Raw genomic sequence first — 20956 nt, 5'->3', positions numbered from 1 at the left:
ATCTGTCAGCCCAACGACATGCCCAGGCGCCAGTAGCCCATCAGCGCCAGATTGCGGCGTTCCAGGCCACGCTCGTTGATCAGGTGCCGGCGGATCTTCATGACCGTGCCCGACTCGCCGGCGATCCAGGCATAAAAGCTGTTGTCCGCAGGTTTTGCCGAATCCCAGGGGCGCAGGTCGTTGGCGTTCTCCTGGGGCTTCAGGGGGCGCGGGTGCTTGCTCGGCGCGGGCAGCTCGGCCAGTTCCCGGGCGGCGTGCATCAGCGCCTCGCCATGGCTGGCGCCCAGCACATCGCGGGGCAGCCAGCTCAGGCGGGTCTGGTGGTTGTGGCGCAGCGCCAGGCAATCGCTTTCGTGGGGCACTTCGATGAACGCCTGGACATCGGGCGGCGTCGGGTACTCCATCAGGTCTTCGAGAATCCCGGCGATGGCCGGCAGCGCGGTTTCGTCGCCGATCAGCAGGACCTTGCGGATCCCTGCCGGCGGTTGCCATTCGTAGCCGCCGGGGTCGCCGCTGAAGGCTTTGTCGGGCACGGCCATCTGCAGGCGGTCGCCGACCTTGGCGTGAGTCGCCCAGCGCGACGCCGGGCCGGTGACTCCGTGCAGCACGAAGTCCACGTCCAGCTCCGCGGGCTCGGCGCGCAGGGCGCGGATGGTGTAGGTGCGCATCGGCGGTTGTTGCGCCGCGGGCAGCTTGCGCCGGGCCGCGTGCCAGTCACCGATGCGCGGCAATTCGGGCGGCAGGCCGTCGGCAGCGGGGAACAGCAGCTTGATGCGCTGGTCCGGCGCCAGGGTGCGGGTGTGGGCGACGTCCTCGCCGGTGAACACGAAGCGCGCCATGCAGGGGCTGAGGCTGATCCGTTGCTTGAGTTGGACATTGATCAGGCGGTAGGCGCGCGGCTGCTGGCTGCCTGCGCCGACCAGCTTGCGCAAGCCGTTTGCCAGCGAACTGTTTGACAGGAAGTTGGCCAGTGAGGTTGCAGAGGACATGATCGCGACCTTGTGGAAAGTAATGGTCCTCTTTTGACGAGTCGCCATCCGTGGAATTTAACGGCGGGCCGCGGTCTGGCGCGCTGGGGCGGGGGTTAATTTTTCCCCCTGCCCATCCGTTCCGTAGGGATAGCCGAGCCAATGCTCGATACCCAACATGTACGGATGAAGCCAGATGAATGCTGAAAAGTCCCTGAAACTCGCCAGTCGATTTATCGAGCTGCCGCTGGAAAAGCGGCGGTTGTTCCTCGATGGTCTGCGGGCGGAAAACATCGACTTTTCGTTGTTTCCGATTCCGGCCGGGATCGCCGCCGAGGATCGCCAGGCGCTGTCCTATGCCCAGCGCCGCATGTGGTTCCTCTGGCAGATGGACCCCCACAGCGGCGCCTATAACCTGCCGGGCGCGGTGCGCCTGCGTGGCGCCCTGAACCTGCCGGCCCTGGAGCAGGCGTTCGCCAGCCTGGTGGCGCGCCACGAAACCCTGCGCACGGTGTTCAAGCGCCATGCCGACGAGCGCCTGGAGCAAGTGGCGGTCGAGACCCTGGTGCCCGTGGAGTCGATGGACCTCAGTGCCCTGGCGCCCGACGCGCGCGAGCAGGCGGTCGCGGACCTGGCGCAGCGCCAGTCGCTGCAACCGTTCGACCTGGGCAGCGGGCCGCTGCTGCGGGTCAAGCTGCTGAAGCTGGCGGCCGAGGAACATGTGCTGCTGCTGACCTTGCATCACATCGTTTCCGACGGCTGGTCGATGAATGTGCTGATCGACGAATTCATCCGTTTCTACGACGCCCATGAGCGGCAGCAAGCGCCGCAATTGCCGGCCTTACCGATCCAGTACAGCGACTACGCCCTGTGGCAGCGCCGCTGGCTGGAAGCCGGGGAACAGGCGCGGCAGCTGGAGTACTGGCAGGCGCAATTGGGCGACGAGCACCCGGTGCTGGAACTGCCCACCGACCATCCGCGCCCGGCGCTGCCCAGCTATCGCGGCACCCGCTATGACTTCGCCATCGAGCCGGCCCTGGCCGAGCAACTGCGCGCCACCGCCAGGCAGCACAACGTGACCCTATTCATGCTGTTGCTCGGGGCCTTCAACGTGCTGCTGCACCGCTATACCGGGCAGGGCGACATCCGCGTCGGCGTGCCGATCGCCAACCGCAACCGCGCGGAAGTCGAAGGGCTGATCGGTTTCTTCGTCAACACCCAGGTGCTGCGTACCCGGCTGGACGGGCAGATGCCGGTCGGCGAGTTGCTGCAGCAGGTCAAGGAAGCGGCCCTCGGCGCCCAGGCCCATCAGGACCTGCCGTTCGAGCAACTGGTGGAGGCGCTCAAGCTGGAGCGCAGCCTGAGCCACACCCCGCTGTTCCAGGTGATGTACAACCACCAGCCGCAGGTCGCCGACATCAGCGCGGTCAGCACCGCCTCGGGCCTGGAGCTGGGCCTGGTGGAGTGGCAAAGCCGCACCACCCAGTTCGACCTCACCCTGGACACCTTCGAGAAGTCCGGCAAGCTGCAGGCCGCGCTGACCTACGCCAACGACCTGTTCGACGCCGCCACCATCGAGCGCATGGCGCGGCACTGGACCCGCCTGTTGCAGGCGATGGTCGCCGATACCGCGCAGCGGGTCGGCGAGCTGCCGATGCTGGCCGCCGCCGAACGGCAGCAACTGCTGCTGGAATGGAACCGGACCGAAGTCCGCTACCCGGTCGAGCGCTGCCTGCATCAGTTGATCGAAGAGCAGGTGCAACGCACGCCGCACGCACCGGCCCTGGTGTTCGCCGAGCGCGAACTGAGCTACGCCCGGCTCGACGCCCGCGCCAACCAGCTGGCGCACCTGCTGCGCGAGCAGGGTGTGGGCCCGGACGTGCTGGTGGGCATCTGTGTCGAGCGTTCGATCGAAATGGTGGTCGGCCTGCTGGCGATCCTCAAGGCCGGCGGCGCCTATGTGCCGCTGGACCCGGAATACCCGCAGGACCGCCTGGCCTACATGATCGAAGACAGCGGCATCGCCCTGTTGCTCACGCAGAGCGCGTTGCTGCCGCTGCTGCCGACCGGGGCGCTCAGGGTGATGATCCTCGATCAGGGCCAGGACCAGGAGCGGGACTGGCTGGACGGCTACAGCGAGGCGCCGCTGGCCCCGGCCGCCGGACCGCTGAACCTGGCCTACGTGATCTACACCTCCGGTTCCACCGGCAAGCCCAAGGGCGCCGGCAACAGCCACGCCGCGCTGGTCAACCGTCTGTGCTGGATGCAGGACGCCTATGGGCTGGATGGCAGCGACGCGGTGCTGCAAAAGACTCCGTTCAGCTTCGACGTATCGGTCTGGGAATTCTTCTGGCCGCTGCTGACCGGCGCGCGCCTGGTGGTGGCCGCGCCGGGCGCCCATCGCGAGCCGGCGCTGCTGATCGAGACCATCACCAGGCACGGCATCAGCACCCTGCACTTTGTGCCGTCGATGCTCCAGGCGTTCATCCACGAGCCGGGCGTGCAGGCCTGCGCCAGCCTCAAGCGTATTGTCTGCAGCGGTGAAGCCTTGCCCCTGGACGCCCAGCAGCAGGTGTTCGCCAAGCTGCCGGACGCCGCGCTGTACAACCTCTATGGCCCGACGGAAGCGGCCATCGACGTGACCCACTGGACCTGTGTCGACGAGGGCGCTTCCAGCGTGCCGATCGGCCGCCCGATCGCCAACCTGCGCACCTATGTGCTGGACGCCGAGCTGTCGCCGGTGCCGGCCGGTGTCGCCGGCGAGCTGTACCTCGGTGGCGCCGGCCTGGCCCGCAGTTACCACCGCCGTCCGGGGCTGACGGCCGAGCGTTTCGTCACCAGCCCGTTCGAGGCCGGCACGCGCCTGTATCGCACCGGCGACCGGGTGCGCCAGCGCGCCGACGGGGTGATCGAATACCTTGGCCGCCTCGATCATCAGGTCAAGTTGCGCGGGCTGCGCATCGAGCTGGGCGAAATCGAGACCCGCCTGATGCAGCACCCGCTGGTGCGCGAAGCCGTGGTGCTGGTGCAGGGCGGCAAGCAACTGGTGGGTTATCTGGTGCTGGAAGACGCCGCGCCGGCCGCCACCTGGCAGCAGGCACTCAAGGCTTGGCTGCTGGACAGCCTGCCGGAATACATGGTGCCGGCTTACCTGATGCCCCTGGCGAAACTGCCGGTCACCGCCAACGGCAAGCTCGATCGCAAGGCGCTGCCGCTGCCCGAAGCCGCCTCGCAACAAGCCTTCATTGCCCCCGAGGACGCCACGCAGAAAGCCCTGGCGGCGATCTGGTGCGACGTCCTGGGCCTGGAGCAGGTCGGCCTGGAAGACAACTTCTTTGAACTGGGCGGCGATTCGATCATCTCGATCCAGGTGGTCAGCCGCGCCCGCCAGGCCGGCATCCGCCTCAGCCCGCGGGACCTGTTCCAGTACCAGACAGTGCGCAGCCTGGCGCTGGCGGCGGTGTTCGAGAGCCAGGGCGTGATCGACCAGGGCCCGGTCAGCGGCGAAGCGATCCTGACCCCGGCCCAGGCGTATTTCTTCGAGCAGGCGATTGCCGAACGTGGCCACTGGAACCAGTCGCTGCTCCTGACCCCGCGCCGGAAGCTGCACGCGCAGTGGCTGGAAGGCGCGCTGACGGCAGTGCTCAATCATCACGATGCCCTGCGCCTGCGTTTTGTGCCGGGCGCCGACGGCTGGCAGCAAAGCCACGCCGCACCGCTCGCCGAGAGTGGCCTGTGGCAGTGCCAGGCTGAAAACGCCGAGGCCCTGGCTGCGCTCTGCGACGAGGCCCAGCGCAGCCTGGACCTGCAGCAGGGGCCGTTGTTGCGGGCCGCGCTGGTGGATCTGGCCGATGGCAGCCAGCGCCTGTTGCTGGTCATCCACCACCTGGTGGTGGACGGCGTGTCCTGGCGCATCGTGCTCGAGGACCTGCAGCGCGCCTACGGCCAGCTGGCGGCGGGTAACGCAGTGGCCTTGCCGGCCAAGACCAGCGCCTACCAGGCCTGGGCCGAACAGCTGCAAAGCCATGCCCGGCAACTGGAGGCGCAACTGCCTTACTGGCAGGCGCAGCAACAGGGCGGGCTCGACCTGCCGTGCGATAACCCGCAAGGCGGCCTGCACAATCGCCTGGAGCGCAAGATCGAATCGCGGCTGGACAGCGAGCTGACCCGGCAACTGCTGCAAAGCGCGCCGGCGGCCTATCGCACCCAGGTCAACGACCTGCTGCTGACCGCGCTGGCCCGAGTGATCTGCCGCTGGAGCGGGCAGGACGCGGCGCTGATCCAGCTCGAAGGCCATGGCCGTGAAAACCTTGCTCGCGAAGAGCTGTCCGCTGATCTCGACCTGAGCCGCACCGTCGGCTGGTTCACCAGCCTGTTCCCGGTCCGCCTGCAACCCCAGGACGAACTGGCGAGCACGATCAAGGCGATCAAGGAGCAACTGCGCGCCGTGCCGGGCAAAGGCCTGGGCTATGGCCTGCTGCGCTACCTGGGCGAGCCGGGCAGCCGCGAGCTGCTGCGGGCCCTGCCGGCGCCGCGCATCACCTTCAACTACCTGGGGCAGTTCGACCGTCAGTTCGACGACACGGCGCTACTGGTCCCCGCCGTGGAAAGCAGCGGCCGCGCCCAGGACCCGCAAGCGCCGCTGGCCAACTGGCTGACCCTGGAAGGACAGGTCTATGGTGGCGAGCTGGCGCTGCAATGGGGCTTCAGCCACGAGATGTTCGAGGACGCCACCGTGCAGCGCCTGGCCGACGCCTATGTCCTGGAGCTCAAGGCGCTGATCGCCCATTGCTGCGCGGTCCCGGCCGGCCAGGCCACGCCGTCGGACTTCCCGCTGGCGACCATCGGCCAGGCTCAGCTGGATGAGCTGGCTCCGGACAGCAGCGCCATCGAAGACCTCTATCCGCTGTCGCCGATGCAGCAGGGCATGCTGTTCCACACCCTGTACGAGCCCCAGGCCGAGGCCTATATCAATCAGCTGCGCCTGGATATCCGCGGCCTGGATCTCCAGGCCTTCGCTCGTGCCTGGCAAGCCGCGCTGAACCGCCACGCGATCCTGCGCAGCAGCTTCCACTGGCTGGGGCTTTCGGTCGCGCACCAGGTGGTACACCGTCACGTCGACCTGCCATGGCAGGTCATCGAGGAGGCCGCCGTGGACCTCGAAGCCCTGGCGAGCGCCGAGCGCAAGCGTGGTTTCGAACTGAGCGGCGCACCGCTGCTGCGCCTGCAACTGGTCCGCCGCGGCGACGATGCCTGGCACCTGATCTACACCAGCCACCACATCCTGATGGACGGCTGGAGCAACGCGCAGTTGCTCGCCGAAGTGATCCAGGACTATGCCGGACAGGCCCCGGGCCAGCCGCTGGGCCAGCCCTTGAGTCAATACCGAGATTACCTGGGCTGGTTGCAGCAGCAGTCGAGCGCTGCCGGCGAACGGTTCTGGAAGGCCGCGCTGGCCCCGCTGCAAACCCCGACATTGCTGGCCGAGGCCTTGCGTCCGCCAGTCGACGGCAGCGGCAGCGCCGAGTACCGAGTGGCGCTGGGCGCAGCCGCGACCCAGCGGCTGGCGGACTTCGCCCGGCAGCACAAGGTCACCCTCAACACTCTGGTGCAAGCGGCCTGGGGCCTGCTGCTGCAACGCTATACCGGGCAGGATTGCGTGGTCTTCGGCGCCACGGTGGCCGGGCGTTCGGCGGCCTTGCCGGGTATCGAGCAGCAACTGGGGCTGTTCATCAATACCCTGCCGCTGGTTTGCGCGGCGCCGCCGGACCAGCCGCTGAACCAATGGCTGGCCGCGTTGCAGAACCTCAACCTGAGCATGCGCGAGTATGAACATATACCGCTCTACGACATCCAGGGCTGGGCAGGGCAGCAGGGCACGGCGCTGTTCGACAGCCTGCTGGTGTTCGAGAACTTCCCGGTGGCCGAGGCCCTCAAGGGCGGCGCGCCGGCCGGACTGGCGTTCGGTGAACTGCACAACCACGAGCGCACCCACTATCCGCTGACCCTGGGCATCGAGCTCGGCGCCGGGCTGAGCCTGGAGTTCAGCTATGACCTGGCGCGTTTCAACGCCGCCCAGGTCGCGCAATTGAGCGCCGACCTGCAGCACCTGCTGGCGCAGATGGTCGCCTTGCCGCAGGCGCCGCTGGGCGAACTGCGCCTGCTGGATGGCGCCGGGCAGGCCGCGGTCCTCGCCCTGAGCCAGCCCCAGGCGCTGCACCTGCACAGCGAACAGCTGGTGCACCAGCGTTTTGCCGCGCAGGCCGCCGCCACCCCGGACGCGCTGGCACTGCAAGCTGGCGACCAGCGCCTGAGCTATGGCCAGTTGAATGCCCTGGCCAACCGCCTGGCGCACCGCCTGCTGGAGCAGGGCGTGGCGCCCGGCCAGCGGGTCGGCCTGGCCATGGGCCGAGGCCCGCAGTTGATCGTCAGCCTGCTGGCGGTGCTCAAGAGCGGCGCGGCCTATGTGCCGCTCGACCCGAAATACCCGGCCGAACGCCTGGCCTACATGATCGAGGACAGCCGCCTGGACCTGCTGCTGTGCGCAGCCGGGCTGCTGGAAAATCTGCTATTGCCGGCATCGTTGCCGCGACTGGGCTTGGCAGCGGTGCGCCTGGACGATCTGCACACTGAGCTGGCGGCGTATGCCGACAGCGATCCGCAGAACCGCGCCGCCGCCAGCGACCTGGCGTATGTGATCTACACCTCCGGTTCCACCGGCCTGCCCAAGGGCGTGGCCATCGATCACGGCGCGTTGCGCGAGTTCTGCCAGACCGCCGCCGAGTATTCGCGGCTGACGGCCGAGGACCGGGTGCTGCAGTTCGCCACCGTGAGCTTCGACGGTTTTGTCGAGCAGTGCTATCCACCGCTCTGCGTCGGCGCGGCCCTGGTCATGCGTGGTGACGAGCCCTGGGATGTCGGGCAACTGGCGGACGAGATGGTCCGCCATGGTGTGACCCTGGCCGACTTGCCGGCGGCCTACTGGTACCTGCTGGCCCGCGAGTGCGCGATCGACGCCAAGCGTTCCCTGGGCCGCCTGCGCCAGGTGCATGTGGGCGGCGAAGCCATGTCCGTCGAGGGCCTGCGCCTGTGGCACGAGGCTGGCCTGGGGCATGTGCGCCTGCTCAATACCTACGGCCCGACCGAGGCCACGGTGGTCTCCAGCGTGCATGAGTGCCGCCTGGAAGACGCCAGCGATGCCTTTGGCGTGCCGATCGGCCGGGCCATTGGCGGACGCGCGCTCTATGTCCTCGACAGCGCCGGCCAGCTGTTGCCGGCCGGTGCTGTCGGTGAGCTGTGCATTGGCGCGTCGTTCGGCCTGGCGCAGCGTTATTTCGATCGCCCCGGCTTGACCGCCGAGCGTTTCCTGCCCGACCCCTTCGCCGCCGAACCGGGGGCGCGGCTGTACCGCAGCGGCGACCTGGCCCGTTACCACGGCGCGGACCTGGAGTACGTCGGCCGTATCGACCATCAGGTGAAGATTCGCGGTTTCCGCATCGAAATGGGCGAGATCGAAGCCCGCCTGCAAGCCCTGGAACAGGTGCGCGAGGCGGCGGTGATCGCCCAGGACAGCCCGGCGGGCGCGCAACTGGTGGCGTATGTGGTGGCCAGCGATCCGGCCCTGGCGACCCCGCCAGCGCAGGACGCTTACCGCGCGCAACTGGTGCAGGCGCTGGCCCGTTCGTTGCCGGACTACATGCTGCCGAGCCACCTGCTGTTGCTCGACCGCCTGCCGCTGAACAACAACGGCAAGCTGGACCGCAAGGCCCTGCCCAAGCCCGACCTGACTCAGGGCGGCGAGGCTTATCAAGCGCCGCAAACCAGCCTGCAGCGCCAGCTCGCGGCGATCTGGGAAGACGTCTTGCAAAGCGCGCCTGTCGGCCTGGGCGAGCACTTCTTCGAGCGCGGCGGACACTCGCTGATGGCCACCCAGGTCATCTCCCGGGTCCGTCATGAGCTGCACCTGGAAGTGCCGCTACGGACCTTGTTCGAGCAGCCGACCCTGGGCGCTTTCGCCGCCACCTGCGCCGAGGTGCAAGGGGCCGTCACGCCGCCGATGCAGGTCCTGGAACGTGGCCAGCCGCTGGCGTTGTCCTATGCCCAGGAACGCCAGTGGTTCCTCTGGCAGCTGGAGCCACAAAGCGCCGCCTACCATGTGCCCAGCGCCTTGCGCCTGAAGGGCCGGCTCGATGTGGCCGCCTTGCAGCGCAGCTTCGATACCCTGGTGGCCCGCCATGAAAGCCTGCGCACCCGCCTGTTGCAGGACGGCGAACGCACGGTGCAGGTGATCGACGCCGAAGGGGCCATCGCGGTCCGCTTGATCGAGGCCGACGAAGCCCGGCTGGAAAGCCTGGTGGACGAGGAAATCGCCCGGCCGTTCGACCTGGAACAGGGCCCGCTGTTGCGGGTCAGCCTGCTGCGCTTGAGCGAGGAGGAGCATGTGCTGGTGCTGGTCCAGCACCATATCGTCTCCGATGGCTGGTCGATGCAGATCATGGTCGATGAGCTGGTGCAGCTGTACGCCGCTTATCGTGAGGGTCGGGATCTGCAACTGCCGGCGCTGCCGATCCAGTACGCCGACTACGCGCTGTGGCAGCGCAACTGGATGGAAGCGGGGGAGAAGGCGCGCCAGTTGGATTACTGGCAAACCTTGCTGGGGGGCGAGCAGCCGGTGCTGGAGTTGCCCCTGGACCGTCCACGCCCGGCGCTGCAAAGCCATCGCGGCGCGCGCCTGGATCTGGCGCTGGAGCCGGAACTGGTACAGCAGCTCAAGGCCCTGGCCCAGCGCGAAGGCGTGACGCTGTTCATGCTGTTGCTGGCTGCGTTCCAGACCCTGCTGTACCGCTACAGCGGCCAGGCGGATATTCGTATCGGCGTGCCGATCGCCAACCGCAACCGGGTGGAAACCGAACATCTGCTCGGCTTCTTCGTCAACACCCAGGTGCTCAAGGCCGATATCGACGCTCAGATGACCTTTGCCGGGCTGTTGCAGCAGGTCAAGCAGCGTGCGCTGCAAGCGCAGAGCCATCAGGACCTGCCGTTCGAGCAACTGGTCGAGGCCTTGCAACCCGAGCGCAGCCTGAGCCACAACCCGCTGTTCCAGGTGATGTTCAACCATCAGAGCGGCGCGCGTAACACCCGGCAACTGCCCGGCCTGTTGATGGAAGGCTTGCAGTGGAACAGCCACACCGCGCAGTTCGACCTCAACCTGGACACCCAGGAGACCGCCGAAGGGCTCTGGGCCTCGCTGACCTATGCCAGCGACCTGTTCGAGGCGGCCACCGCGAAACGCCTGATGCAGCACTGGCAGAACCTGCTGCAGGCCGTGACCACCCAGGCCTCGGCGCGCCTGGATGATTTGCCGCTGCTCAGCGAACCACAGTGGCAGCAGATCGTGTATCACTGGAACGCCACGGCGACCGCTTATCCACAGGATCAGGGCGTGCATCAGCTGTTCGAAGCCCAGGCGCTGGCGCAGCCGCAGGCCATTGCCCTGCACTGCAACGGCGAGGCGTTGACCTACGCCGAACTGAACCGCCGCGCCAACCGTCTGGCCCATCGCCTGATGGACGCCGGGGTCGGTCCGGATGTGTTGGTGGCGGTGGCGCTGGAACGCTCGGTGGAAATGGTGGTCGGCCTGCTGGCCACCCTCAAGGTCGGCGGTGCCTATGTGCCGCTCGACCCGCAATACCCGGCCGAGCGCCTGGCCTTCATGCTCGAAGACAGCCGCGCCCAGGTGCTGCTGACCCAGGAGCGTTTGCGCGAGCGCCTGCAACTGCCAAGCGGCCCGCGGGTGCTGCTGGTGGACGGACAGGGCGCCGACGCCGGGTTCAGCACCGAGAACCCGAATGCAGTGCAGTCGCCTGAGCATCTGGCGTATGTGATCTACACCTCGGGCTCCACCGGCAAGCCCAAGGGCGTGATGATCCGTCATCAGGCACTGAGCAGCTTCACCAGCGGCATGGCCACGACCCTGGGGATTGGCCGTGACGAGCGGATGCTGTCGCTGACCACCTTCTCCTTCGACATCTTCGCCCTGGAGCTTTATGTACCGCTGAGCGTGGGCGCGACCGTGGTGCTGGGCGACCAGGCGCTGGCGCTGGACCCGGAAGCGATTCTCGATCTGCTGCAGGCCCGGGCGGCCAGCGTGGTGCAGGCCACGCCATCGACCTGGCGCATGCTGCTCGACAGCGAGCGGCATTCCCTGTTGCGCGGCGTCAAGTGCCTGTGCGGCGGCGAGGCGCTGCCGAACGACCTGGCCCAGCGCATGCTCGACCTGCAAGGCACGGTGTGGAACCTCTACGGCCCGACCGAAACCACCATCTGGTCGGCGGCCTATCGTCTGTGCGACGCGCAGCCCTTTGTCGGTCGGCCGATTGCCAATACCTCGCTGTTTATCCTCAATGCCGACCTGGCGCCGTGCCCGGTAGGTGCCGCCGGCGAGCTGCTGATCGGCGGCGTCGGCCTGGCCCGTGGTTACCACGGCCGGGCGGCGCTGACCGCCGAGCGCTTCGTGCCCGATCCGTTCGGCGCGGCGGGTGAGCGTGTGTACCGCACCGGCGACCTGGCGCGTTATCGCGCCGACGGCGTGGTCGAGTACATCGGCCGGGTCGACCACCAGGTGAAGGTGCGCGGTTTCCGTATCGAGCTGGGGGAAATCGAAAGCTGCCTGCGTGACCAGGCCGAGGTCCGCGAAGCGGCGGTGCTGGCCGAGAACGATCGACTGGTCGCCTATCTGGTCACCCACGCCGCGGTCGTCGAGGCCGACCAGGCGCCGCTGCGCGAGCGCTTCAAGGTGGCCCTGCGCGAATCGCTGCCGGACTACATGGTGCCGGCCTACCTGCTGTTCCTCGAGCGCATGCCGCTGACCCCTAACGGCAAGCTGGACCGCAAGGCCCTGCCGAAACCGGACGCCAGCCTGTTGCAGAAACGCCATGTGCCGGCGGCCAGCGAGAAAGAGCGACAGGTGGCGGCGATCTGGGCCGATGTGCTGGGTGTGCAACAGGTCGGCCTGGAAGACCATTTCTTCGAGCTGGGCGGCCACTCCCTGCTGGCCACGCGGGTGGTCTCGCGGGTGCGCCAGGCGCTGGGCATCGAGGTCGCGCTGAAGACCCTGTTCGAGCAACCGCTGCTGGGGGATTTCGTCAACGCGCTGGGCAACGTGGCCAGCGAGGTCCCGGCGATCCACAGGGTCGGCCGCGACCTGCCGTTGCCGCTGTCCTATGCCCAGGAACGCCAGTGGTTCCTCTGGCAGCTGGAGCCGCAGAGCGCGGCCTACCATATCCCCAGCGCCCTGCGCCTGAAGGGGCGGCTGGACCCGGCCGCGCTGCAGCGCAGCTTCGACACCCTGGTGGCGCGTCATGAAAGCCTGCGCACCCATCTGCAGCAGGATGGCCAGCGCACGGTGCAGGTGATTCGTGTCGAGGCAACCCTCAACATCGCTCAGGCGACCACCGACGAGGCCAGCCTCAAGGCCCGGGTGGTGGAAGAGATTGCCCGGCCGTTCGATTTGCAGCAGGGGCCGCTGTTGCGGGTCAAGCTGCTGCGCCTGGCCGAGGATGAGCATGTGCTGGTGCTGGTGCAGCACCACATCGTTTCCGATGGCTGGTCGATGCAGGTCATGGTCGATGAGCTGGTGCAGTTGTACGGCGCCTACAGCCAGGGCCAGGACCTGCACTTGCCGGCGCTGCCGATCCAGTACGCGGACTACGCCGTATGGCAACGCCAGTGGATGGAAGCCGGCGAGAAACAGCGCCAGCTGGACTACTGGATGAAGCAGCTGGGCGGCGAACAGCCGGTACTGGAATTGCCGTTTGATCATCAGCGCCCGGCGGTGCAAAGCCACCGTGGCGCGCGCCTGGACCTGCGGCTGGATGCGCAGTTGCTGGCGGACCTCCAGACCCTGGCCCAGGGTGAGGGCGTGACCCTGTTCATGCTGTTGCTGGCTTCGTTCCAGGCTCTGTTGCATCGCTACAGCGGCCAGGAAGACATCCGCGTCGGCGTGCCGATCGCCAACCGCAACCGGGTCGAGACCGAGCAGCTGATCGGCTTCTTCGTCAACACCCAGGTGCTCAAGGCCGATATCGACGGGCAGATGACGGTTGCCCAGCTGTTGCAACAGGTCAAACAGCGCGCGCTGCAAGCCCAGGCCCATCAGGACCTGCCGTTCGAGCAACTGGTGGAGGCGCTGCAACCCGAGCGCAGCCTGAGCCTCAGCCCGCTGTTCCAGGTGATGTTCAACCACCGGGTGACCTCGGCCGACAGCCAATTGCAGTCCATGGCGCAACTGGATATCGAGGTGGTGACCTGGGACGAAGGCGTGGCCCAGTTCGACCTGGCCCTGGATATCGAGGAGGCGCCGGCCGAGCTGCGCGCGTCCCTGAGTTATGCCACTGACCTGTTCGAGGCCGCGACCATCGAGCGCATGGCCCGGCATTGGCAGAACCTGTTGCAAGGCATGGTCGCCGACCGGCAGCAGAGCGTGGCTCAAGTGATGCTGCTCGACGATAGCGAACAGCAGCAGATCCTGAGCCTGTGGGATCGCACGGATTCCGGCTTCTCGGCCAAGCGTCTGGTGCATGAATTGGTGGCCGACCGCGCCGGGGAAAATCCCGATGCGGTGGCGGTGATCTTTGGCGATCGGCACCTGACTTACGGCGAGCTGGAGCGCAGCGCCAACCGTCTGGCCCGGGCCCTGATCGCCCGTGGCGTCGGCCCGGAAGTGCGGGTGGCGATCGCCATGCCGCGCAGTGCCGAGATCATGGTGGCCTTCCTCGCGGTGTTGAAAGCTGGCGGTGTGTACGTGCCGCTGGACGTGGAATACCCGCGTGACCGCCTGCTGTACATGATGCAGGACAGCCGCGCCAAGTTGCTGCTGACCCACACCGCGGTGCAGCAACAGCTGCCGATTCCGGACGGGTTGGACAGCCTGGCAGTGGACCGCAGCGAGGAGTGGGCCGATTACAGCGACACCGCGCCGAACGTGGCGCTGGACGGCGACAACCTGGCCTATGTGATCTACACCTCCGGCTCCACCGGCATGCCGAAAGGCGTGGCCGTATCCCACGGTCCGCTGGTGGCGCACATCATCGCCACCGGCGAACGCTATGAAATGACCCCGGCGGATTGCGAGCTGCACTTTATGTCCTTCGCCTTCGACGGCTCCCACGAAGGCTGGATGCACCCGCTGATCAACGGCGCCCGGGTGGTGATCCGCGACGACAGCCTGTGGTTGCCGGAACACACCTACGCGCAGATGCATCGTCACGGCGTGACTGTGGGGGTATTCCCACCGGTGTACCTGCAACAGCTGGCCGAGCACGCCGAGCGTGACGGCAACCCACCGGCGGTACGGGTTTACTGCTTCGGTGGTGACGCGGTGGCGCAGTCCAGCTACGACCTGGCCTGGCGCGCACTGCGCCCGACCTACCTGTTCAACGGTTATGGCCCGACCGAAACCGTGGTCACCCCGCTGCTGTGGAAGGCGCGTAAGGGCGATCCATGCGGCGCGGCCTATGCGCCCATCGGCGAGCTGCTGGGCAACCGCAGCGGCTATGTGCTGGACGCGCAACTGAACCTGCAACCCATCGGCGTCGCCGGTGAGTTGTACCTCGGTGGCGAAGGCGTGGCCCGCGGTTATCTGGAGCGTCCGGCATTGACCGCCGAACGTTTTGTCCCGGACCCGTTCGGCGCACCGGGCAGCCGTGTGTACCGCAGCGGCGACCTGACCCGTGGCCGGCCGGACGGTGTGGTGGATTACCTCGGTCGAGTCGACCATCAGGTGAAGATCCGCGGTTTCCGTATCGAGCTGGGCGAGATCGAAGCGCGCCTGCGCGAGCAGGACTCGGTGCGCGAAGCCGTGGTGGTGGCCCAGGATGGGCCGAGCGGCAAGCAGCTGGTGGCCTATATCGTTGCATTCGACCCGGTGGTGGCCAACGACACGGCCGCGCAAGCGCAGTGCCGCGAAAGCTTGCGCCAGGCGTTGAAACGCCGGTTGCCGGACTACATGGTGCCGGCGCACCTGATGTTCCTCGAACAGATGCCGCTGACCCCCAACGGCAAGCTGGACCGCAAGGGCCTGCCCCAGCCGGACGCCAGCCTGCTGCAACAGGAGTACGTGGCGCCGCAGAGCGAACTGGAACAGCAGATCGCGGCGATCTGGGCCGAGGTCCTGCGCCTGCCGCGGGTCGGTTTGAACGACAACTTTTTCGAACTGGGCGGCGACTCGATCATCTCGATCCAGGTGGTCAGCCGCGCGCGTCAGGCGGGCATTCGCTTCACGCCCAAGGACCTGTTCCAGCACCAGACCGTGCAGAGCCTGGCCGCGGTCGCGCGCCAGGGGGCCGAGGGGCTGTCGATCGATCAGGCCGCGCTGAGCGGCGAGCTGTTGCTGCTGCCGATCCAGCAGGCCTTCTTCGAGGACGAGATCGCCGAGCGTCATCACTGGAACCAGTCGGTGGTGCTGCAACCCCATGAGCGCCTGGACCCGGCGGTCCTCACCCAGGCCCTGCAAGCGCTGATCGTGCAGCACGACGCGCTGCGTTCGCGGTTCGTGGCCGATGCCTCCGGCTGGCACGCGACCTATCGTCCGGCCGAGCAGCATCAGGCCGACCAGGTGCTGTGGCAGAGCGCGCTGCAAGGCGTCGAGGAACTCGCCGCCCTTGGCGAAGAAGCCCAGCGCAGCCTGGACCTCGGCGCGGGCCCGCTGTTGCGCGCGGTCCTCGCCGAGCTGGCCGACGGTTCCCAGCGCTTGCTGCTGGTGATCCATCACCTGGTGGTGGACGGGGTATCGTGGCGCATCCTCCTGGAGGACTTGCAGAGCGCCTATCGCCAGCTGGCCCGTGGCGCCGCCGTGGTGCTGCCGGCCAAGACCAGTTCGACCCGCGACTGGGCCCGGCGCCTGCAGGGCTATGCCCAGGGCGCGGCCCTGGAGCGCGAGCTGGGCTGGTGGCAGGCGCAATTGCAGGGGGCCCGGGCCGAGCTGCCGTGCGCCAACCCGGATGCCAGCCTGAGCAACCGCCATGCCCTGAGCGTGACCACCCACCTGGACCAGGCCTTCACCCGCAAGCTGTTGCAGGATGCGCCGGCGGCCTATCGCACCCAGATCAACGATCTGCTGTTGACTGCCCTGGCGCGGGTCATCGGGCGCTGGAGCGGCCACGAGTCGACCCTGATCCGCCTGGAAGGCCACGGTCGCGAAGACCTGTTCGACGACATCGACCTGACGCGCACCGTGGGTTGGTTCACCAGTCTCTATCCGGTGAAGCTGGTGCCGGCGCCGACCCTGGCCGACTCGCTCAAGGCGATCAAGGAGCAGCTGCGGGCGATTCCCGACAAGGGCATCGGTTTCGGCGCCCTGCGTTACCTGGGCAGCCCGCAGATCCGCGAAGCGCTGGGCCGGCTGCCGCGACCACGGATCACCTTCAACTACCTCGGCCAGTTCGATGCCAGCTTCGAGGGCGGCGAGGCCGAAGGGCTGTTCGCGCCGTCCGGCGACTCCGCCGGCGCCGAGCAGAGCCCGGACGCGGCGCTGGGCAACTGGCTGGAAATCAACGGCCAGGTGTATGGCGGCGAGCTGAACCTGAACTGGAGCTTCAGCCAGGCAATGTTCGATCCGGCGACTATCCAGCAACTGGCCGACGACTACGCCGAAGAACTCAAGGCGCTGATCGAGCATTGCTGCCAGCCCGAAAACCGTGGCGCCACGCCGTCGGACTTCCCGCTGGCCAGGCTGGGCCAGGCACAGCTTGATGGCTTGTTATTGCCGATCCAGCAAGTGGAGGACATTTATCCGTTGTCGCCGATGCAACAGGGCATGCTGTTCCAGTCCCTGTACGGGCAAGGTTCGGGCGACTACATCAACCAGATGCGGGTCGATGTGCAGGGCCTGGACGTCGGGCGCTTCCAGGCGGCCTGGCAGGTGGCGCTGGAGCACCACGCTATCCTGCGCAGCGGTTTCCTCTGGCAGGCGGAGCTGGAGCAGCCGCTGCAAGTGGTCTACAAACAGCGGCAAGTGCCCCTGGTCGAACATGACTGGCAGCACCGCCCGGACCAGGCGCAAGCCCTCGACAACCTGGCCGAAGCGGCCAGGACCCAGGGCTTCGTCCTGGAGCAGGCACCCTTGCTGAGCCTGGTGGTGGTACGCACCGGCGCTGACAGCCATCACTTGATCTACACCAATCACCACATCCTGATGGACGGCTGGAGCGGTTCGCAGCTGTTCGGCGAGGTGTTGCAACACTATGCCGGCGAGACCCTGCGCGCGCCTGTCGGGCGTTATCGCGACTACATCGCCTGGCTGCAGGCGCAGGACCGTTCGATCAGCGAAACCTTCTGGAAAGGCCAGTTGGCTGGCCTCAAGGAGCCGACGCGGCTGGCCCGTGGCGCTCATGATGACAAGATCCGGGACGCGAGTGTCGCGCTGGTCAACGGCGCCCACCGCCTGAGCCTCGACCGCGACCAGACCGAGCGCCTCAAGGCCTTTGCCCAGGGCAGCAAGGTCACCCTCAACACCCTGGTGCAAAGTGCCTGGCTGTTGCTGCTGCAACGCCATACCGGCCAGCGCACCGTGGCCTTCGGCGCGACGGTGGCGGGGCGTCCGGCGGAGTTGCAGGGGATCGAGCAACAGGTCGGCCTGTTCATCAACACCCTGCCGGTGGTGGCCACGCCAAGCCCGCAGATGTGGGTGGGCGAATGGCTGCAACAGCTGCAGGAACAGAACCTGCGCCTGCGCGAGCAGGAACATACGCCGCTGTTCGAGATCCAGCGCTGGGCCGGGCTGGGTGGCGAAGCGCTGTTCGACAGCATCCTGGTGTTCGAGAACTACCCGGTGTCCGAGGCACTGGAGCAGGGCTCGCCAGCAGGCCTGCGTTTTGGCGCCATCGAGAGCCTGGAGCAGACCCACTATCCATTGACCGTGTTGTTGGCCATCGGCGAAACCCTGGGGCTGGAATTCAACTACGACCGCCAGGCCTTCAGCGGGCAGGACATCGAGCAACTGGCCGAGCACTTCCAGCAACTGCTGCTGGCCCTGGCCACGCCTGAGCCGCAGCGCCTCGCGCAGCTGCCGTCGTTGCCGGCCGCGCAGCGCCAACGGATGGTCCATGACTGGAACGCCACGGCTCGCGATTACCCGCTGCAGCGCGGCGTGCACCAGCTGATTGAGGATCAGGTGCTGCGCACCCCGGATGCGCCGGCCCTGATCTTCGGCGAGCAGCAGCTGAGTTATGCCCAGTTGAACCGCCGCGCCAACCGTCTGGCCCATCGCCTGATGGCCGCCGGCGTCGGTCCCGATGTGCTGGTGGGGCTGGCAGTGGAGCGTTCCATCGAGATGGTGGTCGGCTTGCTGGCGGTGCTCAAGGCCGGTGGCGCCTATGTGCCGCTGGACCTGGAGTACCCGCGCGAACGCCTGGCCTACATGCTCGAAGACAGCGCGGTGAAGCTGCTGCTGACCCAGGATCACCTGCTGCAACGCCTGCCGATCCCGCACGGCCTGGAGTGCCTGGTGCTGGATCAGGGGCAGATGCAAGACAGCCTCGAAGGCTACCGCGAGGACAATCCACAGGTGGCGCTGGACGGGGAGAACCTCGCCTACGTGATCTACACCTCCGGTTCCACCGGGCAACCCAAGGGCGCCGGCAACCGTCATTCGGCACTGACCAACCGCCTGTGCTGGATGCAGGAGGCCTATGGACTGGACGCGCGCGACACGGTCTTGCAGAAGACCCCGTTCAGCTTCGACGTGTCGGTGTGGGAGTTCTTCTGGCCACTGATGACCGGTTCCCGCCTGGTAGTGGCGGCGCCGGGGGATCACCGTGATCCGGAAAAGCTGGTGCGCCTGATCAACCGGCAGCAGGTCACGACCCTGCACTTCGTGCCTTCGATGTTGCAGGCCTTTCTACAGGATCCGGCCGTGGCTTCCTGCCACAGCCTGCGACGGATTATCTGCAGCGGCGAAGCCTTGCCGGTGGATGCCCAGCAGCAAGTCTTCGCCAAGTTGCCGGCTGCCGGCCTGTACAACCTCTATGGCCCGACCGAGGCGGCGATCGACGTCACCCACTGGACCTGCGTCGACGAGGGGCGGGACGCGGTGCCAATAGGGGTACCGATCGCTAACCTGGGCTGCTACGTGCTGGACAGCAACCTCGAACCGGTGCCGGTGGGCGTGCTGGGCGAGTTGTACCTGGGCGGGGTCGGCCTGGCCCGTGGTTACCACCGGCGCCCGAGCCTGAGCGCCGAGCGTTTCGTGGCCCATCCGTTCGTCAGTGGCGAGCGCCTGTACCGTACCGGCGACCTGGCCCGCCACCGCGCCGATGGGGTGATCGAGTACGCCGGGCGTATCGACCATCAGGTCAAGCTGCGTGGCTTGCGCATCGAGCTGGGCGAGATCGAGGCCCGTCTGCTGGAACACGCCCTGGTGCGTGAGGCCGCGGTGCTGGCGGTGGAAGGCAAGCATCTGGTGGGCTACCTGGTGCTGCAAGAACATCGTGACGATTGGCGCGACACCCTGGCCGCGCACCTGGCGGCCCAGCTGCCGGACTACATGGTGCCGGCGCAGTGGGTGCTGCTGGAGCAGATGCCGCTGAGCCCCAACGGCAAGCTGGACCGCAAGGCGCTGCCGAAACCCGACGCGCAGCAGGGCGCGCAGGACTACGCAGCGCCGCAAGGCGAGCTGGAGCAACAGCTCGCGGCGATCTGGAGCGAGGTGCTGGGGGTGGAGCGTGTCGGCCGGAGCGACAACTTCTTCGAACTGGGCGGCCATTCGCTGCTGGTGTTGATGCTCAAGGAACGGATCCGCAAGGCCAGTGGCATCAGCCTGTCGGTCAGCCAGCTGATGCTCAACCCGACCGTGCGCGGCCAGGTCAATTGCCTGCAAGGCAACGCGCGCAGCTCGTTGATCGTCAAGCTCAACAGCCAGACCCAGGGCACTCCGTTGTACCTGTTCCACCCCAGCTACGGCTCGGTGCATTGCTACAAGGCCATCGCCCTGGCGTTGCGCGAGCAGCGGCCGGTGATGGGCGTGATCTGCCGGGCCCTGGCCGAACAGGGGGCCGCAGTGCCGAGCTGGGAAGACATGGTCGAGGACTACAGCAGGCAACTGCTGGACGCCCAGCCACAGGGCGCCTTCCGCCTGGCCGGATGGTCCCTGGGTGGCAACCTGGCGCTGGCAGTCGCCTACGCCCTGGAGCAGGCGGGCCGGCAGGTGGAGATTGTCGGCTGGATCGACTCCGCGCCGCCGTTCTGGCTCAAGCAGTACTGGGACGCGGCGGTGATCGGCGATGAGCGCGAGGTGTCGGCCAACGAACGGCGGGTGGCCTTGCTCGGGGTGATGTTCGGCGCATTCGCCGAGCCGATCCGCCAGTCCTGGCTGGACTGCCAGGCGGGGTCGGCGGACGAGGCCGAGCAATGGAGCCGTTTCTGCGCCTGGGCCGAACAGACCCTGGGCGACGCCTTCCGCGAGATCAAGGAAGAGTTGCTGCGAGGCAACGAGGCCGAGATTTCCTGGGAAGTCGACCGGACCCTGACCGAACGCCTGGCACAGGCCGACTTCAAGCCGATCAAGGCGCCGATCAGTTGCTGGTGGGCGGGCCTGAGCCGGGCCGGCCAGCACAAGGAACTGATCGAGTCGAGCATGCGCCAGGTCATTGGCCAGTCCTGTGTGGTGCGTTCGGTGGTGATCGATACCGACCATGACCGGATCATCGACAATGCGGAGTTCGTGCAGAGCTTCGTCGCCGCGATGGAGTAAGCCCCAGCAGGAACAAAAGCGCCCCCGGCCACACCCGTGACCGGGGGCGTTTTTGTTTATACGGCGGGGCAGGGACGCGATGTAGCCGCTGCCGAGCCCTGGCGAGGCTGCGATCGACTGCGCAGCAGTCGCCAAACCCGACGCCGGTGCAAGTCAGGCCCACCGCATCGCCAGCTTTACGGGGCTGCGCCCCGATCGCAGCCTGCGGCAGCGGCTACAGGTTCATCGTGTAGCCGCTGCC

At 67.3% G+C, this 20956-nt stretch carries 2 protein-coding genes; one reads left to right on the top strand and one right to left on the bottom strand.

The genetic code is table 11. The features are described 5' to 3' along the window. Nucleotides 1-5: 5 nt before the first annotated feature. Entirely contained in the window at nucleotides 6-989 is a 984-nt protein-coding gene (locus tag CRO75_RS24585; RefSeq protein WP_097138805.1) for a siderophore-interacting protein, read from the bottom strand. Between the two features lie 175 nt (nucleotides 990-1164). On the opposite strand from CRO75_RS24585, the gene CRO75_RS24580 reads away from it, so the two are divergent. Beyond that, nucleotides 1165-20715 carry a non-ribosomal peptide synthase/polyketide synthase gene (locus CRO75_RS24580; RefSeq protein WP_097138803.1) on the top strand — a complete coding sequence of 6517 codons (19551 nt, stop codon included), beginning with the start codon at nucleotides 1165-1167 and terminating at the stop codon, nucleotides 20713-20715. The last annotated feature ends 241 nt before the right edge of the window (nucleotides 20716-20956 follow it).

The organism is Pseudomonas sp. LAMO17WK12:I10 (assembly GCF_900215185.1).
In the GTDB taxonomy this organism is placed as follows: domain Bacteria; phylum Pseudomonadota; class Gammaproteobacteria; order Pseudomonadales; family Pseudomonadaceae; genus Aquipseudomonas; species Aquipseudomonas chlororaphis.
This window is presented reverse-complemented; position numbering and strand designations above follow the sequence as displayed.